7 protein-coding genes are annotated in these 21,021 nt (G+C 61.6%); 5 read left to right on the top strand and 2 right to left on the bottom strand.

Annotated elements, in window-relative coordinates:
• Positions 1–95: 95 nt before the first annotated feature.
• From pvdM to PSEBG33_RS15235, 3 genes are read left to right on the top strand one after another with little or no spacing between them, the layout of a single operon-like run.
• Entirely contained in the window at positions 96–1,445 is a 1,350-nt protein-coding gene (gene pvdM, locus PSEBG33_RS15225; protein WP_005787645.1) for a pyoverdine-tailoring dipeptidase-like protein PvdM, read from the top strand.
• 18 nt (positions 1,446–1,463) lie between these two features.
• Positions 1,464–2,732, top strand: coding sequence for an aminotransferase class V-fold PLP-dependent enzyme (locus PSEBG33_RS15230; RefSeq protein ID WP_005787644.1), 1,269 nt, complete (start codon positions 1,464–1,466; stop codon positions 2,730–2,732).
• Between the two features lie 28 nt (positions 2,733–2,760).
• Positions 2,761–3,633 (top strand): formylglycine-generating enzyme family protein, encoded by an 873-nt coding sequence (locus PSEBG33_RS15235; protein WP_005787642.1) that lies wholly within the window; start codon positions 2,761–2,763, stop codon positions 3,631–3,633.
• Between the two features lie 121 nt (positions 3,634–3,754).
• On the opposite strand, the gene PSEBG33_RS15240 is transcribed toward PSEBG33_RS15235, so the two are convergent.
• The gene (locus PSEBG33_RS15240; protein ID WP_005787640.1) at positions 3,755–4,582 is read right to left on the bottom strand and encodes a formyltransferase family protein; all 828 of its coding nucleotides are present in this window, start codon (positions 4,580–4,582) and stop codon (positions 3,755–3,757) included.
• Positions 4,583–4,784: 202 nt separating this feature from the next.
• On the opposite strand from PSEBG33_RS15240, the gene PSEBG33_RS15245 reads away from it, so the two are divergent.
• A complete protein-coding gene (locus PSEBG33_RS15245) occupies positions 4,785–6,437 on the top strand; it encodes a cyclic peptide export ABC transporter (RefSeq protein WP_005787638.1) in 1,653 nt (550 codons plus the stop codon).
• Positions 6,438–6,554: 117 nt separating this feature from the next.
• The gene (locus tag PSEBG33_RS15250; protein WP_005787637.1) at positions 6,555–8,996 is read left to right on the top strand and encodes a TonB-dependent siderophore receptor; all 2,442 of its coding nucleotides are present in this window, start codon (positions 6,555–6,557) and stop codon (positions 8,994–8,996) included.
• Positions 8,997–9,170: 174 nt separating this feature from the next.
• On the opposite strand, the gene PSEBG33_RS15255 is transcribed toward PSEBG33_RS15250, so the two are convergent.
• Positions 9,171–21,020 (bottom strand): non-ribosomal peptide synthetase, encoded by an 11,850-nt coding sequence (locus PSEBG33_RS15255; RefSeq protein ID WP_005787635.1) that lies wholly within the window; start codon positions 21,018–21,020, stop codon positions 9,171–9,173.
• Between the last annotated feature and the right edge of the window lies 1 nt (position 21,021).

Genomic DNA, 21,021 nt, shown 5'->3' with positions numbered 1-21,021 from the left:
CGCTGAAATTTACCGTCGCGCCAGCGCTGCCTAAATTTCCCCCGCCAGTGCTCGTTCTTCCCTGATAGCAAAGGCCGCAACTGACTGAGATGGCAATGACAAAATCACGTTCGAAAAAGGCGTTGTATATCGGCCTGCCGTTGGCCCTGGCTATCGGCGCCGGGGCCGGCTTTCTGGTCTGGGACCAATGGTTCAAGGGCAACGCCGGCTACCCGCTGGAGGTGATAAAGCAGGCCAATGAAATGCAGGATCGCCTGTTGTCGTTCGACAGCCACATCACCCTGCCCCTGGATTTCGGCACGGCGGGCAATGAAGCCGACAAGGATGGCAGCGGCCAGTTCGACCTGGCCAAGGCGGCGCGGGGCCGATTGTCGGGTGCCGCACTGACGATCTTCGGCTGGCCGGAGATCTGGAACGGCGACAACGCCCCGCACAAGCCCACCGACGGTTTTGTCGAAGAGGCCCGCCACGAGCAGGAGGTGCGCTACAAGATCATCTCCGGCATGGTGCGCGACTTTCCCAACCAGGTGGGCATCGCCTACACCCCGGACGATATGCGGCGCCTGCACGGCGAAGGCAAGTTCGCGATCTTTATCAGTATGCTCAACGCCTACCCGCTGGGCAACGACCTCAACCAGCTGGACCTGTGGGCCGCACGCGGCATGCGCATGTTCGGGTTCAGCTACATCGGCAATAACGCCTGGTCCGACTCGTCGCGCCCACTACCGTTTTTCAATGACTCCCCCGACGCCCTTGAAGGCCTGTCGCCGATCGGCCAGCAGGCGGTGCATCGCCTGAATGACCTGGGCGTGATCATCGATGTATCGCAAATGTCGACCAAGGCCCTGGAGCAAGTCGCGCAGTTGAGCCGCACGCCGATGGTGGCATCCCACTCGGCGCCTCGGGCGTCGGTGGATATCCCGCGCAACCTCAGCGACAAAGAACTGCAACTGATCAAGAACAGCGGCGGCGTGGTGCAGGTGGTGGGCTTCCCCGCGTACCTGCGCCCCTTGAGCCAGCCGACCCAGGACAAGCTCAACACCCTGCGCGCACGCTTCGACCTGCCACCACTGCCCAACCTGGCCATGGCCTTGATGCCCGGCGATGCAATCATTGCCGCCTGGCCCGAGCAACGCTTCGGCGAGTATGCCAGCGCGCTGTACGCCATCCTTGAAGAAGAACCCAAGGCCACCCTCAAGGACCTGGGAGACGCCATCGACTACACCGTGCGCAAGATCGGCATCGATCACGTCGGCATCGCCTCGGACTTCAACGACGGCGGCGGTTTGCAGGGCTGGGAGAACGTTGGCGAAGTACGCAACGTCACCGCCGAATTGATCCAGCGCGGCTACTCCGAAGCCGATATTGCCAAACTGTGGGGCGGCAACTTCCTGCGGGTGTGGGACCAGGTACAAAAAGCCGCCAAACCATTGGCCAATCGCTAACCAGCACGAAGTAAGTCCATGACCGACCGCCGTACATTTCTCAAGCAGGCCGGCGTCTTTGCCGCGAGCCTGCCACTGGGCGCCGCACTGCTGCCCGAGGCACTGGCAGCCTCTACAAACGACCCATGGACGGGACTCAAACAGCTGTTCAACCAGGATCCGGACTACCTGCACTTTTCCAACTTCCTGGTGGCCTCGCACCCCAAGCCGGTGCGCGAAGCCATTGAACGCTACCGCCAGCAGATCGATCGCAACCCCGGGCTGGCCATGGACTGGGACCTGCAGGAGACCTGGAAGCGCGAAGGCCAGGTACGCGAGTGGGCCGCCCGCTATTTGAAAGCCAAACCCGCGCAGATCGCCCTCACCGGTAGCACGTCCGAAGGGCTGGCGATGATTTATGGCGGGATCAAGGTGCGCGCCGACCAGGAAATCCTCACCACCGTGCACGAGCACTATGCCACCGAGTTCAGCCTGGATTTCAGAGTGCGCAAAGAGCAGACCCAGGTTCGTAAAATACGCCTGTTCGAAAACGCCAATCAGGTATCGGTCGATGAGGTGCTGAGCAATATCCAGCGCAATATCCGCCCCAACACTCGCGTATTGGGCATGACGTGGGTGCAGTCGGGCAGCGGCGTGAAATTGCCCATCGGCGAGATCGGCAAGCTGGTGGACGAACACAACCGCAACCGCGACGAGCCGGACCGCATTCTCTATGTGGTCGACGGCGTGCACGGCTTCGGCGTCGAGAACCTCGACTTCCCGGACATGCACTGCGACTTCTTTATATCAGGCACCCACAAGTGGATGTTCGGCCCGCGCGGCACCGGCCTGGTGTGCGCCCGCGAGACCGAAAACAAATACGTCACACCGATGATACCGACCTTCTCGGAAGACAAGGACTTCGCCACGACCATGACACCCGGCGGCTACCACGCCTTCGAACATCGCTGGGCCGCCGACGAAGCCTTCAAGTTGCACCTGCAGTTGGGCAAGGCGCCGGTACAGGCACGCATCCATGCGCTCAATACCGAACTGAAAGACCAGTTGCTGGCTCACTCGCAGATCGAACTGGTCACACCACGCAGCCCCGAGCTGTCGGCGGGCTTCACCTTCTTTCGGGTCAAGGGCCAGGACAGCGATGCAGTTGCGGCCCACCTGATGAAAAACCGCGTGGTGGTGGACGCGGTAGACCGTGACGTCGGCCCGGTCATTCGTACCTCGCCCGGCCTGCTCAACAACTCAGCCGAGATCCAGCGCTTCATGACCTTGCTGAGCCAGCGGTTATGACCTTTTTCCCTTTGAACGAGATGCCCACATGACTCCATCCCGACTCAAACCCCTGACCGCCCTGGCACTCACCGCCCTGTGTGGGGCCCTGCTGCCCAACCTTGCCCAGGCTGCCGCCCCGCAGCCGGGCAAGGTCTTCAAGGACTGCAAGGACTGCCCCGAGATGGTGGTGCTACCCGCCGGCACCTTCACCATGGGCACCCCGGACGATGAAGTGGGGCGCGAGCCCGATGAAGGCCCGATGCATGAAGTGACCTTCGCCAAGCCGTTCGCCATGAGCCGTTTCCACATCACCGCCGGCGAATGGGACAGTTACGTGCGCCAGACCGGCGTGAAGATCGCCAACGGCGACGACCGCCCCGGCCGCGAATGTATCGCCAGCAAGCCACGCTACCCCCAGGGCCCACGCCAGCCGGCAGTGTGCATGGACATGGACGACATCAAGCAATACGTGAGTTGGTTGTCGAAGAAGACCGGGCACACGTACCACATGGTCAGCGAAGCCCAGCGTGAATACGCCGCGCGCGCCGGTACCACCGGACCGTTCCCCTTTCCGTTCGACGAGGGCAAGGGCTACAGCATCGCCAAGCACGCCAACACCTACGGCCCGGCGGACGGCTATAGCTATTCGTCGCCGGTCGGCAGCTACCCGCCGAATGCGTTCGGGATGTATGACATGCACGGCAATGTGTATGAGCGGGTAGCCGATTGCGAGCACCCGAACTACATCGGCGCACCGACTGATGGCAGTGCGTGGGTGGAGCCGAACTGTGAGGCTTACCAGATTCGCGGCAATGACTGGGGTGAGGCGCCGGTGTTTTCGCGTTCGGGCAATCGCAACAACATCTATCCGCAGACACGCGGCGACTGGATTGGCTTTCGGGTAGTGCGCGAGCTCTAAATTGTGGGAGGGGGCTTGCTCCCGATAGCGGTGTGTCAGTCACCCATGCATTGACTGACATGCCCTCATCGGGAGCGAGCCCCCTCCCACATTTAGATCCCATGCATCAGCAAGATTGTGCTCAGCCTTGCTTGGCCAACAGCTCCAAGCCTTCGTGCAGCGCCGGGAACAGGCTGTTATTGAAGTTGTTCCAGCGCAGTTCGAGGATGGTGTCCTCGGGCGAAATCTCTGTCTTGAGCACGTCGTGGAACACTTCACCGGAGTCGATACCGTTATCCACGTAATGGAACGATGCCCCGGTCAGGTACAGCGGCTCGCACGGCTGCGTCTGCCTGGTCGCCCAATCTACAACCGCTTGCCCACGCGCGCCGTACAGCGCATTCCAGGTGGCGTAGGCCCCACGGCGCTCGTAAGGCGATTCGATGCGGGTGATGCCCGGATGAATGTTCATGATGCGCCGCGCAAACGGCGCGCCCGGACGCACCAGTTCATCGAGGATCACCAGCAAACCGTCAAGCACCACGATGTCGGCCTTCAACTCCACCAGGGTGTCATGCAGGCGCCGCTCGAAATCCTGCTTGCCGGCGATATGTTCGGCGCTGCCCCGTGGCAGCCGGCGATAGGTGGATGGCACGCTCAGCAGCAGGTCATTGACCAACTTGCCCTGCACGCGCAAATCCGCCGGGTACAACCACTGGCGGCCCGGCTTGTAGGCGAAGCCATAGTCCGCGACCAACTGCTGGTCGCGCGGGTTTTGCTCATCGTCGTCATACACCACGCCCACCAGGTTGTAGACCTCGCCCAGCGGCGTGTCGTTGAGCGAGCCCACCAGAAACTCCAGCACCGACTTCATGTAGCGCTCGTGGTCCTTATAGGCCACCGGCTGCCCGGCCTTGTCGGCAGCGGCATTTCTCAGGGACCAGACATACACCAGGTTCTTTTTCGTCATTTGTTTCGCTCTCGCTGAAAGGGCCACGCACAGCGTCGATACGCGTGCGCCTACACAACAAGAACGAACCAGGCCCCAGGCAATTTATCGCTCACTGCCACCGCCTGGCGCACCGAGCTAAATAGTCACGCCGATGCTTCGTTTGTCATGGGTAAGGGTCTGTGTGCCCAGCCCCCTCTTTTTCATTTCCCGGGAAGTATTTATGACCGACCCCAAGCGCGGCGCCTTCAAAGGTTTGCTCGCATTGCTCCGGCCCTTTCGCACCATTGTTACGGTCTCCGTCGCCCTCGGTATGGTCGGCGGCCTGGCCATCACCCTGCTGCTGGCAACCATCAACAATGCTCTGCATTCCGAGGGTGGCATGACACAGGGTGTGGTCCTGACCTTTGCCGCCTTGTGCGTGGTGGCGCTTATCAGTTCGATCATTTCCGACATCGGCACCAACTATGTCGGGCAACGGATCATTGCCGCCCTGCGCAAGGATCTGGGTGAAAAGGTGCTGTCAGCTCCGATCGGACAGATCGAGCAGTATCGCTCCCACCGCCTGATCCCGGTGCTGACCCACGACGTGGACACCATCAGCGATTTTTCCTTTGCCTTCACACCCCTGGCCATCGCCGCCACCGTTACCCTGGGTTGCCTCGGTTACCTGGCTTACCTGTCGGTGCCGATGTTTCTGATGATGGTGGTCGCGATCATTGTCGGTAGCGCCGTGCAGTTCATTGCCGGCGGCAAAGGCATCCAGGGCTTCGACCTGGCCCGCAGCCACGAGGATGAATTGCAGCGCTATTACAATGCGATTGCCTCCGGCGCGAAGGAATTGCGCATGCACCGCCCGCGGCGGTTTCGCATGAACACCCATCGCATCCAGGAAACCGCTGACCGCATCAGCGACATCCAGGTGCGCTCGGTCAATATTTATATTCTGGCCAAGACCTTCGGCTCGATGCTGTTCTTCGTGGTCATCGGCCTGGCTTTGGCGATGCAGGCGTACAACCCCAACCCTGACCCTACGGTGATTACTGGCTTCGTGCTGGTGCTGTTGTACATGAAGGGGCCGCTGGAGCACCTGCTGGGTTACTTGCCGGTCGTGGGCAAGGCCAAGATTGCCTTTGGGCGCATCAGCGAACTGTCGGAGCGTTTTTCTTCGCCCGAGCCCCACTTGTTGATGGACGACAGTGAAGCGCCAAAGCCGCTGGTCAACAGCCTTGAACTGCGTGGCGTCAGCTACAGCCCACCAGCGGTAGAAGGCAGCCAGCCGTTCCATCTGGGGCCGATCAACCTCAGCATCAAGCAAGGCGATATCGTATTTATCGTCGGCGAAAACGGTAGCGGCAAGACCACCTTGATCAAGCTGCTGCTGGGCCTGTATCCCCCTCAGGCTGGCGAGATTGTGCTCAACGGCACAGCGGTGACCGACCCTGAACGCGACGATTATCGGCAGTTGTTCACTACGGTGTTTTCTGACTACTACCTGTTCGACGATTTGGTACAAGGCAGCGCCGCCCAGTCCCTGGACAGCGCGACCAAATACCTGGAACGCCTGGAAATCGCGCACAAGGTCAGCGTCAAGGATGGCGTGTTCAGCACCACCGACCTGTCCACCGGCCAGCGCAAACGCCTGGCCCTGGTCAATGCCTGGCTGGAGGAGCGCCCGGTACTGGTGTTCGACGAATGGGCTGCCGACCAGGACCCGGCCTTTCGCCGCATCTTCTACACCGAGCTACTGCCGGACCTCAAACGCCTGGGCAAGACCATCATCGTGATCAGCCATGACGACCGTTATTTCGACATTGCCGACCAATTGGTGCGCCTGCGCGCCGGCCAGGTGGTGCATGAAATGGAGCCTGCATGATGCGTCGGAATATTTTTTCCGGTTTTGCGAAGTAGGAACGTCTCACTAGTGGTAATGAGAACTAACCTCAATAAACACTTATAATTGCCCACTTAAAACACAGAAGAGAAAGCATCCATGCCAGCACGACTCGGTCTCAGCCCCCTGAGCAAAGCGCTATCCATGCGCCGGGCCCTGAACATCAACCTCTTGCCGAGTGCCCTGGCGCTGGCTGTGTCGATGCCAATTGCAGGTTATGTGCAAGCCCAGGAGATCGAGCTGAATATTCCTGCACAGTCGCTGGGGAGCGCACTGCAGGAATTTGGCCGCCAGACCAATGTGCAAGTGCTGTACAGCCCGGGCGATGTACAGGGCAAGAACAGCCGCGCCGTCAAGGGCAAGATGCAGCCGCAGCAGGCCATTGACGCGTTGCTGGCTGGCAGCCAGACCACCTATAGCCTCAATGGCAATACCTTGACCGTTGCCGCCGCCAGCAGCGGTGGCGGGCTGGAGCTGAGCCCGACTGAGGTGACCGCCAACTACTTGGGCAACATCACCGAAGGTTCCGGTTCCTACACGCCGGGCACCATTGCCACGGCTACGCGCCTGACCCTGACGCCGCGGCAAACGCCGCAGTCGATCACCGTGGTCACCCGCCAGCACATCGAGGACTTCGGCCTCAACAACATGGATGACGTGATGCGCCACACCCCGGGCATCACCGTGTCAGCCTATGACTCCGACCGCACCAACTACTACTCTCGTGGTTTTTCGGTCAACAGTTTCCAGTACGACGGTATCCCGTCCACCGTGCGCAACGTTGGTTATTCGGCGGGCAACACCCTCAGCGACATGGCGATCTATGATCGTGTCGAAATCCTCAAGGGGGCCACCGGCCTGCTCAATGGCGCGGGCTCATTGGGCGCTACCATCAACCTGATCCGCAAGAAACCTACCTCGGATTTCAAGGGCCACGTCCAACTGGGCGCGGGTTCCTGGGACAACTACCGCAGCGAAGTGGATGTCAGCGGCCCGTTGACCGACAGCGGCAATGTCCGTGGGCGTGCAGTGGCGGCGTACCAGGACAAAAAGTCCTTCATGGACCACTACTCACGCAAGACCGAAACCTATTACGGCATCACCGAATTCGACCTCTCCCCGGACACCATGCTGACGGTGGGCTTCGATTACCAGGACAACATTCCGCAGGGGTCGAGCTGGTCCGGGTCCTTCCCGCTGGTCAACTCCAACGGCAGCATCAACAAGATGCCCCGCTCGTATAACAACGGCACCACCTGGAGTTCCTGGGAGCAGAACACCCGTACCGCCTTCGCCATGCTCGAACATGACATGGGTGACGGCTGGGTCACCAAATTCCAGCTAGACCACAAGATCAACAGCTACCATGCCGACCTGGGTTCGATTCAATTCGTCCAGCCAGCAGCCGACGGCACCGCCGAGATTAATGGCCAGAAATACACCGGCGAGACCAAGAGCACCTCGGCGGACCTCTACGCCACCGGGCCGTTCAGCCTGTTTGGTCGCGAACATGAACTGGTGGTGGGTGGCTCCATCGGCACCTCGCGCTGGCAAGGCAAGGGCTACTGGTCGCCGGAATGGCCAGGCGGTAACAAGGTCGACTTCTATAACTGGAACGGCCATATCGCCAAGCCGATCTACGGCCCGGCCCAACAGCACATCGATGACACCATCCGCCAGACCGGCTACTACCTGACCGCACGCTTTAACGTGATAGACGACCTGAACGTGATCCTGGGTGGGCGCGTGGCCAACTATCACGTCACCGGCAACAATCCTTCCTACAAGGAAACGGGTCGCTTTATTCCCTACGCCGGCGTGATCTACGACCTCAACGACAACTTCTCGGTATACGCCAGCTACACCGATATTTTCCAACCCCAGGAAAGCACCTATAAGGACCGCAACGAAAAACTGCTGGAACCGGACGAAGGACAGAACTACGAGTTGGGCCTGAAAGGTGAGTTTTTCGACGGCCGTCTCAACACCAGCATCGCTTACTTCGAAGTGCATGAGACCAACCGCCCGATCTCGGACGATGCCTATAACAACCAAGTACCAGCCCCGCAAAACTGGGCGTTCAAGGGCTCCAAAGCCGTCACCAAGGGATATGAAGCAGAGATCTCCGGTGAGTTGAGCCCAGGCTGGCAACTGCAGGGTGGCTACACCCACAAGATCGTACGAGACGAAGACGACAAGAAGCTCTCTACCTTCGAGCCCGAGCATCAGGTCAACCTGAATACCACCTACAAGCTCAAGGGCGACCTGGACAAGTTCACCATCGGTGGTGGGGTGCGCTGGCAGACCAAGGGCTGGAACTCAATCTGGAACGAGCCGCTCAAGCAAGATCAGGACATCACCCAGGAATCCTACTGGTTGGTGGACTTGATGACTCGCTACCAGGTCACCAAGAACCTTTCGGCCACCGTCAACTTCAACAATATCTTCGACAAGTCCTACTACAGCAACGTGGGCTTCTATAATTCGGCCGCCTACGGCGAACCACGTAACGTGATGGTCAGCACCCGCTGGGACTTCTGATCGCACCCCTTGATCGACCGCACGCCCGGTGAGAGTTGAACGCTCACCGGGCGTTTTTTTTTCGTACGAAAATAGTCTGTGGCTGCTTCATTGATCGGCATCAGCCAAAAAGACTATGCCGCTCACCCACAAAAAACCCGGATACAGGATCCGGGCTTCTCGTAAAGCGGCGGTTTACCTCATCGCATCCACCAAACTGCTGATGAACACCGCGCTGTCGATAATGCCGTCATGATCAGTCTCAATCATCACCGAACGCTCGATACGCCCCTGGCTGATCACCGTCGCCATCTGCTGCTCAATCACTTCCTTGAATCGCCCTGCCCGGCTCTTGGCTGCCCACCAGCAACTGATGGGAGCCTTGATCGGCTTGAAGTCCGCCTGCAGCAAGCGCTCACTCAGTGCCCGGTCAACGTCCCAGGATATCTGCGCCTCATTGCCACGCAGCAGTTCCTCTTTGACGGCAATAAATGCTTCGCCCAAGGTCTGTTCAGCCCAGCTCACGAATCCCAGCCATTGCTGCGCTTCATCCTCGGTATCCTGCCGGCATTGCTGCCAGGCACCCTGGATGGACTCGGCAAATTCGGGGAACATCACCCCCAACAAGGCGGCACGGCGCTCATTGGCTGAGACTTCGAGGTCGTCCTCGACCTCCACAGCATCCCAGTAGGGTTTGACCCACTGCGGCGGCGCAGCGTCGATCCAGCCTACAAACTCAACCTCGCGGCCGGCTTGCTCCAGGCCGTAGGCCACTTCCATGGCCAGGTTACCGCCCAACGACCAGCCGGCCAGGCGGAACGCGCCATGGGGTTGGGCCGCCAACAATTGCGCGGTGTAATCCTCGACCATCACCTGCCAATGCGGCACCGCAGCGCCCTCTTCAGCCAATGCGCGACACATCACCCCGTACACCGGGCGCTGCTCACGCAGGGCCAGAGCAATCGCGGTGTAGCAATGCACCGAGCCGAAGCTTGGGTGGAACATGAACAACGGCGTGCCTTGCGTCTGCTGGTTAAGCTTGACGATCAACGACGCTCGGCTATCGCCCTGCACGCACTTGACCTGCCCCGCCACGGTGGGGTTAAGCATCAATTGGCTGACGGACAGGTTCACGCCGCTGACCTTGCGAATCCGCTCCTTGAGCATCAGCACCCGCAACGAATGGCCGCCGAGTTCGAAGAAATTGTCGCGAAGCCCCACACGCTCCACCTCCAGTACCTCGCACCAGATCGCCGCGATCTGCTGCTCGATCTCGGTGACAGGCGCCTGGTGTTGCCCAGCGCTCTGAGCCTCAGGCTTGGGCAGTGCCTTACGGTCCAACTTGCCGTTCGGGCTCAGCGGCATCTGCGTCAGCACCACCCACTGCGCTGGGACCATGTAGTCCGGCAACTGCGCGGCCAGGTACGCAACCACCGCCGCTTTCCAATCCTCAAGCGGCTGTTGCAGCACCAGGTAACCCACCAGGTGCGTGCCGTCCACCGCCAGCACTGCGGCTTCGCGGACACTGTCGAGCTCCAGCAGGCGCGCTTCGATTTCTCCCAACTCGATACGCAGGCCACGCAGCTTGACCTGATGGTCCATGCGCCCGGCATATTCGATCACGCCATCGTCGCGATAACGCGCCAGGTCGCCAGTGCGATACAGACGTGTGCCGCTACCGAACGGGTCAGTCACAAAACGCTCAGCGGTGAGTGCCGCGCGGCGATGGTAACCCCGCGCCAAGCCAATACCGCCCAAGTACAATTCACCCAACACGCCCACCGGTGCAGGCTCCAGGTTGTCATCCAACACGTAGCAACCCAGGTTGGCAATCGGTCGGCCAATCGGCACGGCATCGCGGCCTTCCTCGACACAAGTCCAGTGGGTCACATCGATAGCCGCTTCGGTGGGACCGTACAGGTTGTACAACCCGGCGAGGGGTAACTTGGCGAACACCTGTTGCTGGGCGTCCGCGGGCAATGCCTCACCGCTGCAGACGATGCGTTGCAGGCTCTGGCACGAAGCAACTGCCGCGTCTTGCAAGAACGCTTGCAGCATGGACGGCACGAAATGCAGGGTGGTGATCTGCTGCGAGTTGATCAGGCTCACCAGCCTGGCAGGGTCACGATGATCCCCCGGCGCCGCCACCACCAGGCGGGCGCCGGTCATCAACGGCCAGAAGAATTCCCACACCGACACGTCAAAGCTGAACGGGGTTTTCTGCAATACGCTGTCGCGAGCGTCCAGACCATAGGCCTGCTGCATCCAGCACAGGCGGTTGGTCAGTGCATGATGGCGGTTGCCGGCGCCCTTGGGTTGGCCGGTGGATCCGGAGGTGTAGATCACGTAGGCGAGGTTTTCGCCATGCACGGTAATATCCGGGTTGTGGCTGCCGAACGCCTCCAACCAGGCATCGCCCTGCTCCAGCACCAGAGTGTTCACACCCGCCGGAACCGGCAGCTGCGCCAGCAGGTGGGCCTGGGTCAACAGCAGTTGCACGCCACTGTCGTGCAGCATGTAGGCCAGACGGTCACCGGGGTATTCCGGGTCCAGCGGCACATAGGCGCCACCGGCCTTGAGCACCGCCAACAGGCCGACCACCATTTCCACCGAGCGCTCCAGCGCCAGGCCCACCAGCACATCCGGGCCGACTCCGGCAGCCATCAAGCGGTGCGCCAGCCGGTTGGCCCGGGCGTTCAACGCGCTGTAACTCAGGGTTTGCCCGTCAAACACCAACGCTTGCGCATCCGGCGCGCGCAACACCTGAGCCTCGATCAAGCGGTGTACTGCTTGATCGAGCGGGTAGTCCACCGCCGTGGCATTCCAATCCTGCACCACCAACTGACGCTCGGCCTGCGCCAGAGACGGCAACGCGCCAAGACGTTGACTGCCATCGGTGGCCAGGGCCAGCAGCAACTGCTGGAAGTGCTCGGCCAAGCGCTGGATATGCGTTGTGCTGAAGGCCTGGCGGGCGTAATTGAATTCCAGGCCCAGTGTCTCGCCGAGGGCCAACAACACGGTCAATGGATAGTGGGTCTGCTCCAGGCTGTGCACTGCACCAAAGCGTAGCCCCGACGGTGCGCCCTGCTCCAGCGCCTCGGACACCGGGTAGTTCTCGAACACCAGGATACTGTCGAACAGCGCTTCACCGCCCAACCCGGCCCAGCGCTGGATCTCGAACAGCGGCGTGTGTTCCTGCTCACGCAAGCCGACGTTCTGCTGCTGGAGCTGCTGCAACCAGTGGCTGACCGACATCTGCGCATCCGGCGTCGCGACTACGGGCAGCGTGTTGATGAACAATCCGACCTGCTGTTCAATCCCGCGAAGTTGCGCCGGACGCCCTGCCACCGTGGCGCCGAAGGCTACGGTGGCTTGCCCCGTGTGGTGATGCAACAGCAACAACCAGGCGCCTTGCACCAGGGTATTGAGGGTCACCTTGTGGCGCTGGGCAAAGGTTCTAAGCTGTTCGGTTTGCGAGGCATCCAGGCTCAAACGATGCTCGCCATTGACCGCCAGGGCCGCATCCTCCTCGGCCTGCGCGGAACGGGACAGACGTGTAGGCTCTTGCAGGTTGACCAGTTGGTCTTTCCAGAACGCTTGACTGGCAGCTTTATCCTGCGCCTGCAGCCAGGCGATATAGTCACGATAACGCCCGGTCGGCGCGGGAAGCGCCTCGCCCGCATACTGTTGCAGCACCTCACCGAATAGCTGCGAACCACTCCAGCCATCCATCAGGATATGGTGATTGGTGTAGATCAGGTGGTAGCTCGATACCCCCGTGCGCACCACCGTCAAGCTCAACAACGGCGCCTGCTCCAGCACAAAGCCCTGGGCCCGTGCCGACTCGGCCAGGTCATCAAGGGCCTGGTTGCAGTCTGCACGCGTTTGCCAATCCAACTGCACAAACGGCAGGTGCGCCTGCTTGTAGACCACCTGCAAAGGCTGCTCAAGCTCCGCCTGCCAGACCACGCCGCTGCGCAGGATCTCATGACGCTCTACCGCCACCTGCCATGCCTGGTGGAAGCGCGCTACGTCCAGGCCCTGCACATCAATGCGCATCTGGTTGATGTAGTCACCCGAGCCTTCGCCGTACAGCGATTGGAACAACATGCCTTGCTGCATCGGTGACAACGGGTACAGGTCTTCGACCTCGGACACGTTCAGCGCCAGGCCATCCAACTGTGCCTGGGACAAGCGCGCCAGGGGGAAGTCCGACGGCGTCACGCCCTGGTGCGTCGACTCACAGCAGTGGTCGATCAGCGCCTTGAGTTCAGTTGCATATTCATCAGCCAGGCATTGCACCGTCGCCTCATCGAACATCGCCTGGCTGAAGCTCCAGTTCAATTTCAGCTCGCCGCCAAAGACTTGGCCATTGATCTCCAGCCAGTTGCCCAAAGGCGCCTGCTGGCTTTGCTCGGCACCACTGGCATCACCGGTCGGTGTGAACAGCCCTGGCTGTTCGCCATTGTCAAAACTGGCGTCAAACTGCCCCAGGTAGTTGAAGGTAATACGTGGGCGTGGCAAGGCCGCCAGCGCCAATTGCGCCTCGGTATCGCCCAGGTATCGCAATGCGCCAAACCCCAGGCCCTTGTCGGGCACAGCGCGCAATTGCTCCTTGATGTGTTTCAGGGAAGTACCCAGGGAGTCAGCCGGAACCAGTTGCAATGGGTAAAGGCTGGTAAACCAACCGACCGTGCGGGTCAGGTCGATCTCATCGAACAGGTCTTCACGACCGTGGCCTTCCAGCCGTATCAACATCGAGGCCTCGCCGCTCCAGCGTGTGATCACCCGCGCCAGGGCGGTGAGCAACAGGTCGTTGATCTGGGTGCGGTAGGCACTCGGCGCGTCTTGCAGCAAACGTCGCGTATACGTGGCGTCCAACTGCGTGCTCACGCTCAGCGCCAGCTGATTGCTCAAGCTTGCCTGTGGATCAGCGCCGGGCAAGCCGACCGGGCTGCCTTGCAATTGCGTCTGCCACCAGGCCAGTTCGTGTTGCAGCGCAGCGCTACGGGCATAGGTCTGCAAGCGTGCGGCCCAGGCGCGGGTGGCGCTGGTCTTGGCCGGCAGCGCCACAGGAGTGCCCTGCGCCAGTTGCTGGTAAGCGCTCTGCAGGTCTTCAAGCAGGATGCGCCACGACACACCGTCCACCACCAAGTGATGGATCACCAGCAACAAACGCTGGGAGCCATCGGCCAACTGCGCCAACACAGCACGCACTAACGGCCCCACAGCCAGGTCGAGGCTGCGTTGGGCTTCTTCACCCAGGGCGTCCAGCTCCTCGACGCTGTTCAAGGTGGTTTGCCACAACACCTGTTCAGCCTGGTGCTGATCGGGACCGCGGTAAGCTGCGCTCCAGCCTTGCGGCCCCTCGACGAAAGTGCTGCGCAAGGCATCGTGATGCACGATCAACGCCTGCAGTGCCGCCACCAGCAACGGCGCCTGCAACGGCTGGTGCGGTTGCAGCACCACGGACTGGTTCCAGTGGTGACGCTGGGGAATGTCATCGGCAAAGAAGCCTTGTTGCACTGGCAGCAGCAGCAACTCGCCGGTCAGCGCCGACTGGTCCAGTTGCACCGTGCCCTCGCCTTCCCGCGCGACGGTCGCCAGGCTTTGCACGGTCTGATGCTGGAACAGATCCTTGGGCGTGAAGCGCACCCCGGCCTGGCGGGCCCGGCTGACCACCTGGATCGAAATGATCGAGTCGCCGCCCAGTTCGAAGAAGTTGTCATGCAAACCGACTTGCGGCAGGCGCAGCACGTCGGCCCAGATGGTGGCGATCTTGCGCTCCAACTCGCTCTGAGGTGCCACATACACCTGCTGCATCTGGCTAACATCCGGCAGCGGCAAGCCCTTGCGATCGAGCTTGCCGTTAGGGGTCAGCGGCATACGTTCGAGGAACATCAAGTGCGTCGGCACCATGTAGTCCGGCAAGCGGGATTTCAACGCGCGACGCAAGGTTTCGCGACCGTTTGATTGAGCGACTGCGTCGTCCAGAAGTGTTGAGTCCAGCGGTACGACATAGGCCACCAGTTGCTTGCCGGTCGGGCCCTCCTGAGCCACTACCACGGTTTCACCGACGCTGGCCTGCTCGCGCAAACGCGCTTCGATTTCACCCAGTTCGATACGGAAACCGCGGATCTTCACCTGATGGTCGACACGCCCCAGGTAGTCCACCACCCCATCCGGACGCCCACGGGTCAGGTCGCCGCTGCGATACACACGGCTGCCCGGTTTGCCGAACGGATCCGGCACGAAACGCTCAGCAGTCAGTGCCGGGCGCTCCAGGTAACCCCGGGCCACGCCCTCGCCGCCCAGGTACAACTCGCCTGCCACGCCGATGGGTTGCAGATTGAGTTGCGAATCCAGCACGTAACCGCTGCGGTTGCCGAGCAAGGTGCCGATGGGCGCGTAGACTGCACCGCATGGGTCACCCTTGCGCGCTTTCCACAGCAACGGCGTAACCACGGTTTCGGTCGGGCCGTAGCCGTTGAACAGGTACTTGGGTTTCAGCGCGCGCCAAGCCAGGTCATAGCTGGCTTGAGCAACGGCGTCACCGCCGAAGCAATACACCCGCACCGCCGGTGGGTTGCCGTCGCGCTCGGCATGTTCGGCCAACTGTTGCAGGTACACCGGCGGGAAGACCGCCATGGTCACGTTATGGCGGTGCATCTGCTCATAGGTGTATTCGGGCAACCACAGGCTGTCATCACGGATCAACACGCTGGCGCCGTTGATCAACGGGTGCATCCAGCCTTCGTGGGAGCCGTCGAAGGCGAACGACATAAAGTGCAGTTCGCAATCGGCCGGCGAGGTTTCATAACGCTCACCGGTAGCGATAATGTGCGCCACCAACGGCCCGTGAGACACCGCCACGCCCTTGGGCAGGCCGGTGGAACCGGAGGTGTAGATCACGTAGGCGAGGTTGTCGCCGTCCAGCGCCACATTCGGTGCTGTTTCGCTATAACCTGACCAGGCGTGTACCTGATCCACCGCCAAGGCTTCCATGCCCTCCGGGATCGGCAACCGCTGCTGCACTGCCGAATGGGTCAGCAGCAATTTCGAGCGGCTGTCCTGCATCATGTACAGCAAGCGATCACGCGGGTACTCGATATCCAGCGGCACATACACGCCACCGGCTTTCATCACCGCCAGGAATGCCACCATGATCTCGGCGCTGCGCGGCATGGCAATCGCCACGCGCACTTCCGGGCCGACGCCACGGGCAATCAGGGCATGAGCCAGACGGTTGGCCTGGCGATCCAGTTCGCCGTAGCTCAGGGTTTGCGCGTCGAACTTCACCGCCACCGCCGTCGGGTTTTCCCGGGCGCGATCGGCAAACAATTCGTGCACCCAGCGCTCGGCCGAGAAGCCGGAATCCGTGCGGTTCCAGAGTTGCAGGATCTGTTGTTGTTCGGCCGCGTCCAGCAAGCTCAACTGACTGAGCTGCTGCCGTGGGTTGGCAACCATCCCCTGCAGCAGGTTCTGCCAGTGGCACGCCATGCGTTGCACAGTGCCAGCTTCGAACAGGTCCTGGGCATAACCCAGGGTGGCCCATATGCCTTCGGTGGACTCCTGGATATCCAGGTCCAGGTCGAAATGAGCGGTCTTGCTTTCCCACTCCAGCCCTTCCACCTGCAACGCTGGCAATTGGCGCTGAACCTGGACCTGGCCGACATCGGTCTGGTGGTTGAACATGACCTGAAACAACGGGTTGTGACTCAGGCTGCGCTCAGGTTGCAGGGCTTCCACCAGCTGTTCGAACGGCAAGTCCTGGTGGGCCTGGGCCTGGACCGCGCGTTGCCGAACGTGCTGCAACAACTGCTCGACGCTCATCTGCCCATGCACATCCGCCCTGAGCACCTGAGTGTTGACGAAAAAGCCGATCAGCCGCTCGGTCTCGCTGCGATTGCGGTTGGCAATCGGCACACCGACGCGTATTTCTTCCTGGCCGCTGTAGCGGTGCAACAAAGTCTGGAACGATGCCAGCAGCAACATGAACAGGGTCACGCCCTGCTCTTGCGCCAACACCTTGAGGCCCTGGGTGAGTTCGGGCGCCAGCTCGAAGGCCAGGCGCGCGCCACGGTGGCTCTGCACCGCCGGGCGCTGGTGGTCGAACGGCAACTCCAGCACGCTCTGCTCACCGCCCAACAGCTCACGCCAGTAGGCCAGTTGACGTTGCTTCTCGCCGGCGTCCATCCAGTTACGCTGCCATACGGCATAATCGGCGTACTGGATCGGCAACACCGGTAGCGGCACATCCTGGCCTTGGCTGTAACCGGCATACAACTGCACCAACTCCTCGACCACCAACTGCATTGACCAACCATCGGAGACGATATGATGCTGCACCAGCACCAACACATGCTCGTCTGCGGCCAGGCGCAGCAACGTCACGCGTAGCAACGGGCCTTGCTGCAGGTCGAACGGTTGGGCAATCAACGCTTCTACCCGGCTCTGAAGCTGGGCCTCATCGACATCAGCCTGGGTGATCGGCAAGGCCACCCGCGGTTCAATCACTTGCACCGCGCCGTCGTGATCCTGGCGAATATGGGTGCGCAAGCTTTCATGGCGCGCCAGCAAGCTATCGAAACTGTGCTGAAGCGCGCCTGGATCCAACTGCCCTTTCAAGCGTAATGCACTGGGGATGTGATACGCCGCACTCTGGGGCTCCAGTTGCCACAGAAACCATTGGCGCTCCTGGGCATAAGACAGCGGCAAGGGATGCTCGCGGCCCGCCGGCATCAGAGGTGGCGCCGTCGGCATCGGGCTGTCCTGGGCCTGCAAGGCGGTGACAAATGCCTCCAGGCGTGGGTGTTCGAACACGGCCTTGAGCGGCACTTCCAGGCTCAGGGTCTGGCGAATCCGTGATACCACCTGCATCGCCAACAGCGAATGCCCGCCCAGTTCGAAAAAGTGCTGGTTCAGGCCCACGTGCTCGGCGCCGAGGATATCCGCCCAGATCGCTGCCACCTGTTGCTGCAACGGCGTGACCGGCGCCAGCCAGTCCTGTTGCAAGGCGGCGGCTTCGGGTTTGGGCAGCGCCTGGCGGTCCAGCTTGCCGTTGGGGTTCAAAGGCATGTGGTCGAGGAAGATCAGGTGCGCTGGCACCATGTAGTCCGGCAGGTGTTCGCGCAAGGTCAGCATCAGTTGTTCGCCAGCCTCCGCGCGCTCGGTTTCAGACAGCGTCTGCGCCGGCACCAGGTAGGCCACCAGTTGGTTGTCAGCGGCCAGCAACAAGGCTTCACGCACACTGTCCTGAGCCAGCAGTACGCTTTCGATCTCACCCAGTTCAATGCGGAAACCACGGATCTTGACCTGGTGGTCGACCCGCCCGACATACTCCACCACGCCGTCGGCGCGATAACGCGCCAGGTCGCCGGTGCGGTACAGGCGCTCGCCTGCGGCGCCGAACGGGTCCGCGACGAAACGTTCGGCAGTCAGGCCCGGCCGTTGTAAATAAGCGCGGGCCAAGCCACTGGCGCTGGCGATATAGAGTTCACCGACTGCGCCCAGCGCCAGCAAGTTCAGGTCGCGGTCCAGCACATACAGGCCACGCCCTGGCAGCGCCCGGCCAATCGGGCTGGCACCGGCGGCGCTGACGGCGCTCGCGTCAGTGCAGTCCAGCACACTGGAGACCACAGTGGCCTCGGTAGGCCCGTAGGTGTTGAGCAAGCGCACATGGCCGAGCCCTGCGCGCTGCCACAGGAGTGGGCCATCCAACGGCATGGCTTCGCCGCCGATATGGATCTGGCGCAAGGCACCATAAGACCTCGGGCCCGCTGCCAGGCAGTCTTGCAGGAACAGCTTCCAGTAGGCCGTGGGCAAGTCGGCCAAGGTGATGCCCTGGGCGATGATCTGCCGATACAGCTCGGCACCGTCCCACAGTTGCGGGCCGCGCAATACTACGGTGGCACCGAGGGTCAGGGCCGGGTACAACTGCTCGACAAAACCGTCGAAGTTCAGGGTGGCAAACTGCAACACCCGGTCTTGGGCAACCAGTTGCGAGTAATCCGCCGCGATGCCAACGAACTCACTCAGGGCAGCATGGCTGATGGCAACCCCCTTGGGCTTGCCGGTGGAGCCGGAGGTGTAGATCACGTACGCCAGGCTCTGGGGCTCGACATCAGTCGGTAGATTGTCCTCGGAGCACTGCGCCAATGGGGCCAGATCAATATCCACGGACGACACATGAGCCGGCAACGGCAGGCGCCCGCGCAGGTGAGATTGAGTCAACACCAGGCCGACGCCGCTGTCCTCAAGCATATGCACCAGGCGTTCGCGCGGGTACTCAGGGTCCAACGGCACATAGGCTGCGCCCGTCTTGAGCACCGCCAGCAAGCTGACCACCATGGCAAAGGAGCGCTCGATGCAGATCCCCACCGGCCCATGCGGGCCGATGCCCTGGGCCAGCAGGTAATGCGCCAGGCGGTTGGCCTGGCGATTCAGTTCGCCATAGCTGAGGGCCTGGTCATCCAGGGCCAGGGCCTGGCGGCCCAGCTGCCGGTCGGCCTGGGCTTCAAACAGCCGGTGCACCGCGTGCAGGGTGGTGGCACACGCCGGAGCGTTCCAATCCTGGAGCATCACCTGTTGCTCCACGGCACTCAGCATCGGCAGCTCGCAGAGACGGCTGCGCGGTGCGTTCACCACTGCCTGCAACACGTGCTGCCAGTGCTGCGCCAAGCGCTCGACGGTAGCGGTGTCGAACAAGTCAGTGGCATAGGTCAGCGCAGCCCAGAGGCCCTCGGCGGATTCATGGGTATCCAGGCTCAGATCGAAATGGGTGGTCGGGCTGTCCCAATCCAGTTCCACCACACGCAGGCCCGGTAACTGCTGGCCTTCGCGGCCGCCCTGGGCATCGGTCTGGTGGTTGAACATCACCTGGAACAATGGGTTGTGGCTCAAGCTGCGTTCGGGCTGCAACGCCACCACCAGTTGTTCGAACGGCAGATCCTGATGGGCCTGGGCCTCCAGGGCGCGACGCTTGGTTTGTTGCAGCAGTTCGGCAAAGCTCATCTGCCCGTCGAGGTCAGCCTTGAGCACCTGTGTATTGACGAAGAAGCCGATCAGCCGCTCGGTTTCGACGCGGTTTCGGTTGGCATTCGGCACGCCAATACGAATGTCCGACTGCCCGCTGTAGCGATACAACAGGGCTTGGAACGACGCCAGCAACAGCATGAACGCCGTCACACCCTCCTGCTGCGCCAGGCGCTTGAGACCGGCCACCAGAGCCGGTGGCAGATGCACCTGCACGCTTGCACCGCGATGGCTTTGCTGCGCCGGACGCGGGCGGTCCAGCGGTAGCTCAAGCACCGGCTGCTCGCCGCCCAGCAGGGCCTGCCAATAGGCCAGCTGGCGCGCCTGCTCTCCGGCCTCCATCCAGCCTCGTTGCCACAGGGCGTAGTCGGCGTACTGGATCGGCAGCTCAGGCAGTTGCAAATCATGGCCCTGACTGTGAGCGGCGTAGAACTGCACCAGCTCCTCGACCATCACTTGCATCGACCAACCATCGGACACGATGTGGTGCTGCACCATCACCAGCACATGTTCATCCTCGGCCAGTTGCAACAGCGTCACGCGCAACAACGGCGCCTGGTGCAAATCGAACGGCCGTGCGACTTCGGCTTCCACCCGCGCCATCAACTGCGCCTCGTCGATACGCGCCTGGTGGATCTGCACCCGCGCCTGGGGCATCACCGCTTGCCAGAGGCGTTCGCCGTCCTCGACCAGTTGTGTGCGCAAGCTCTCATGCCGGGCCAGCAGGCTGTCGAAACTGCGCTGCAATGCCGCCAGGTCCAAGTGCCCGTGCAAACGCAGGGCCCCGGGGATGTGATAGGCGGTGCTGTCCGGATCCAGTTGCCAAAGGAACCACTGGCGCTCTTGAGCGTAGGACAGCGGCAGATGTTGGCCGTCCTCGCGGATCGAGGCAATCGGCAGTTGAGCGAAACTCATGCCCCGGCTTTGCAGGCGCTGGTAAAACTGCTGGCGCTGCTCCAGAGGCAAGCGAAGAAAGCGCGACACCAAGTCGATATTAGGGTTGGAAAGCATG

The sequence above is a fragment of the Pseudomonas synxantha BG33R genome, assembly GCF_000263715.2.
Lineage (GTDB): Bacteria > Pseudomonadota > Gammaproteobacteria > Pseudomonadales > Pseudomonadaceae > Aquipseudomonas > Aquipseudomonas synxantha_A.
The sequence above is the reverse complement of the archived record's forward strand: the minus strand, read 5'-3'. Positions and strand labels throughout refer to the sequence as shown.

Coding starts and splice junctions, on each gene's coding strand:
- pvdM (WP_005787645.1), top strand. CDS start 96: ATGACAAAATCACGTTCGAAAAAGGCGTTGTATATCGGCCTGCCGTTG.
- PSEBG33_RS15230 (WP_005787644.1), top strand. CDS start 1,464: ATGACCGACCGCCGTACATTTCTCAAGCAGGCCGGCGTCTTTGCCGCG.
- PSEBG33_RS15235 (WP_005787642.1), top strand. CDS start 2,761: ATGACTCCATCCCGACTCAAACCCCTGACCGCCCTGGCACTCACCGCC.
- PSEBG33_RS15240 (WP_005787640.1), bottom strand. CDS start 4,582: ATGACGAAAAAGAACCTGGTGTATGTCTGGTCCCTGAGAAATGCCGCT.
- PSEBG33_RS15245 (WP_005787638.1), top strand. CDS start 4,785: ATGACCGACCCCAAGCGCGGCGCCTTCAAAGGTTTGCTCGCATTGCTC.
- PSEBG33_RS15250 (WP_005787637.1), top strand. CDS start 6,555: ATGCCAGCACGACTCGGTCTCAGCCCCCTGAGCAAAGCGCTATCCATG.
- PSEBG33_RS15255 (WP_005787635.1), bottom strand. CDS start 21,020: ATGCTTTCCAACCCTAATATCGACTTGGTGTCGCGCTTTCTTCGCTTG.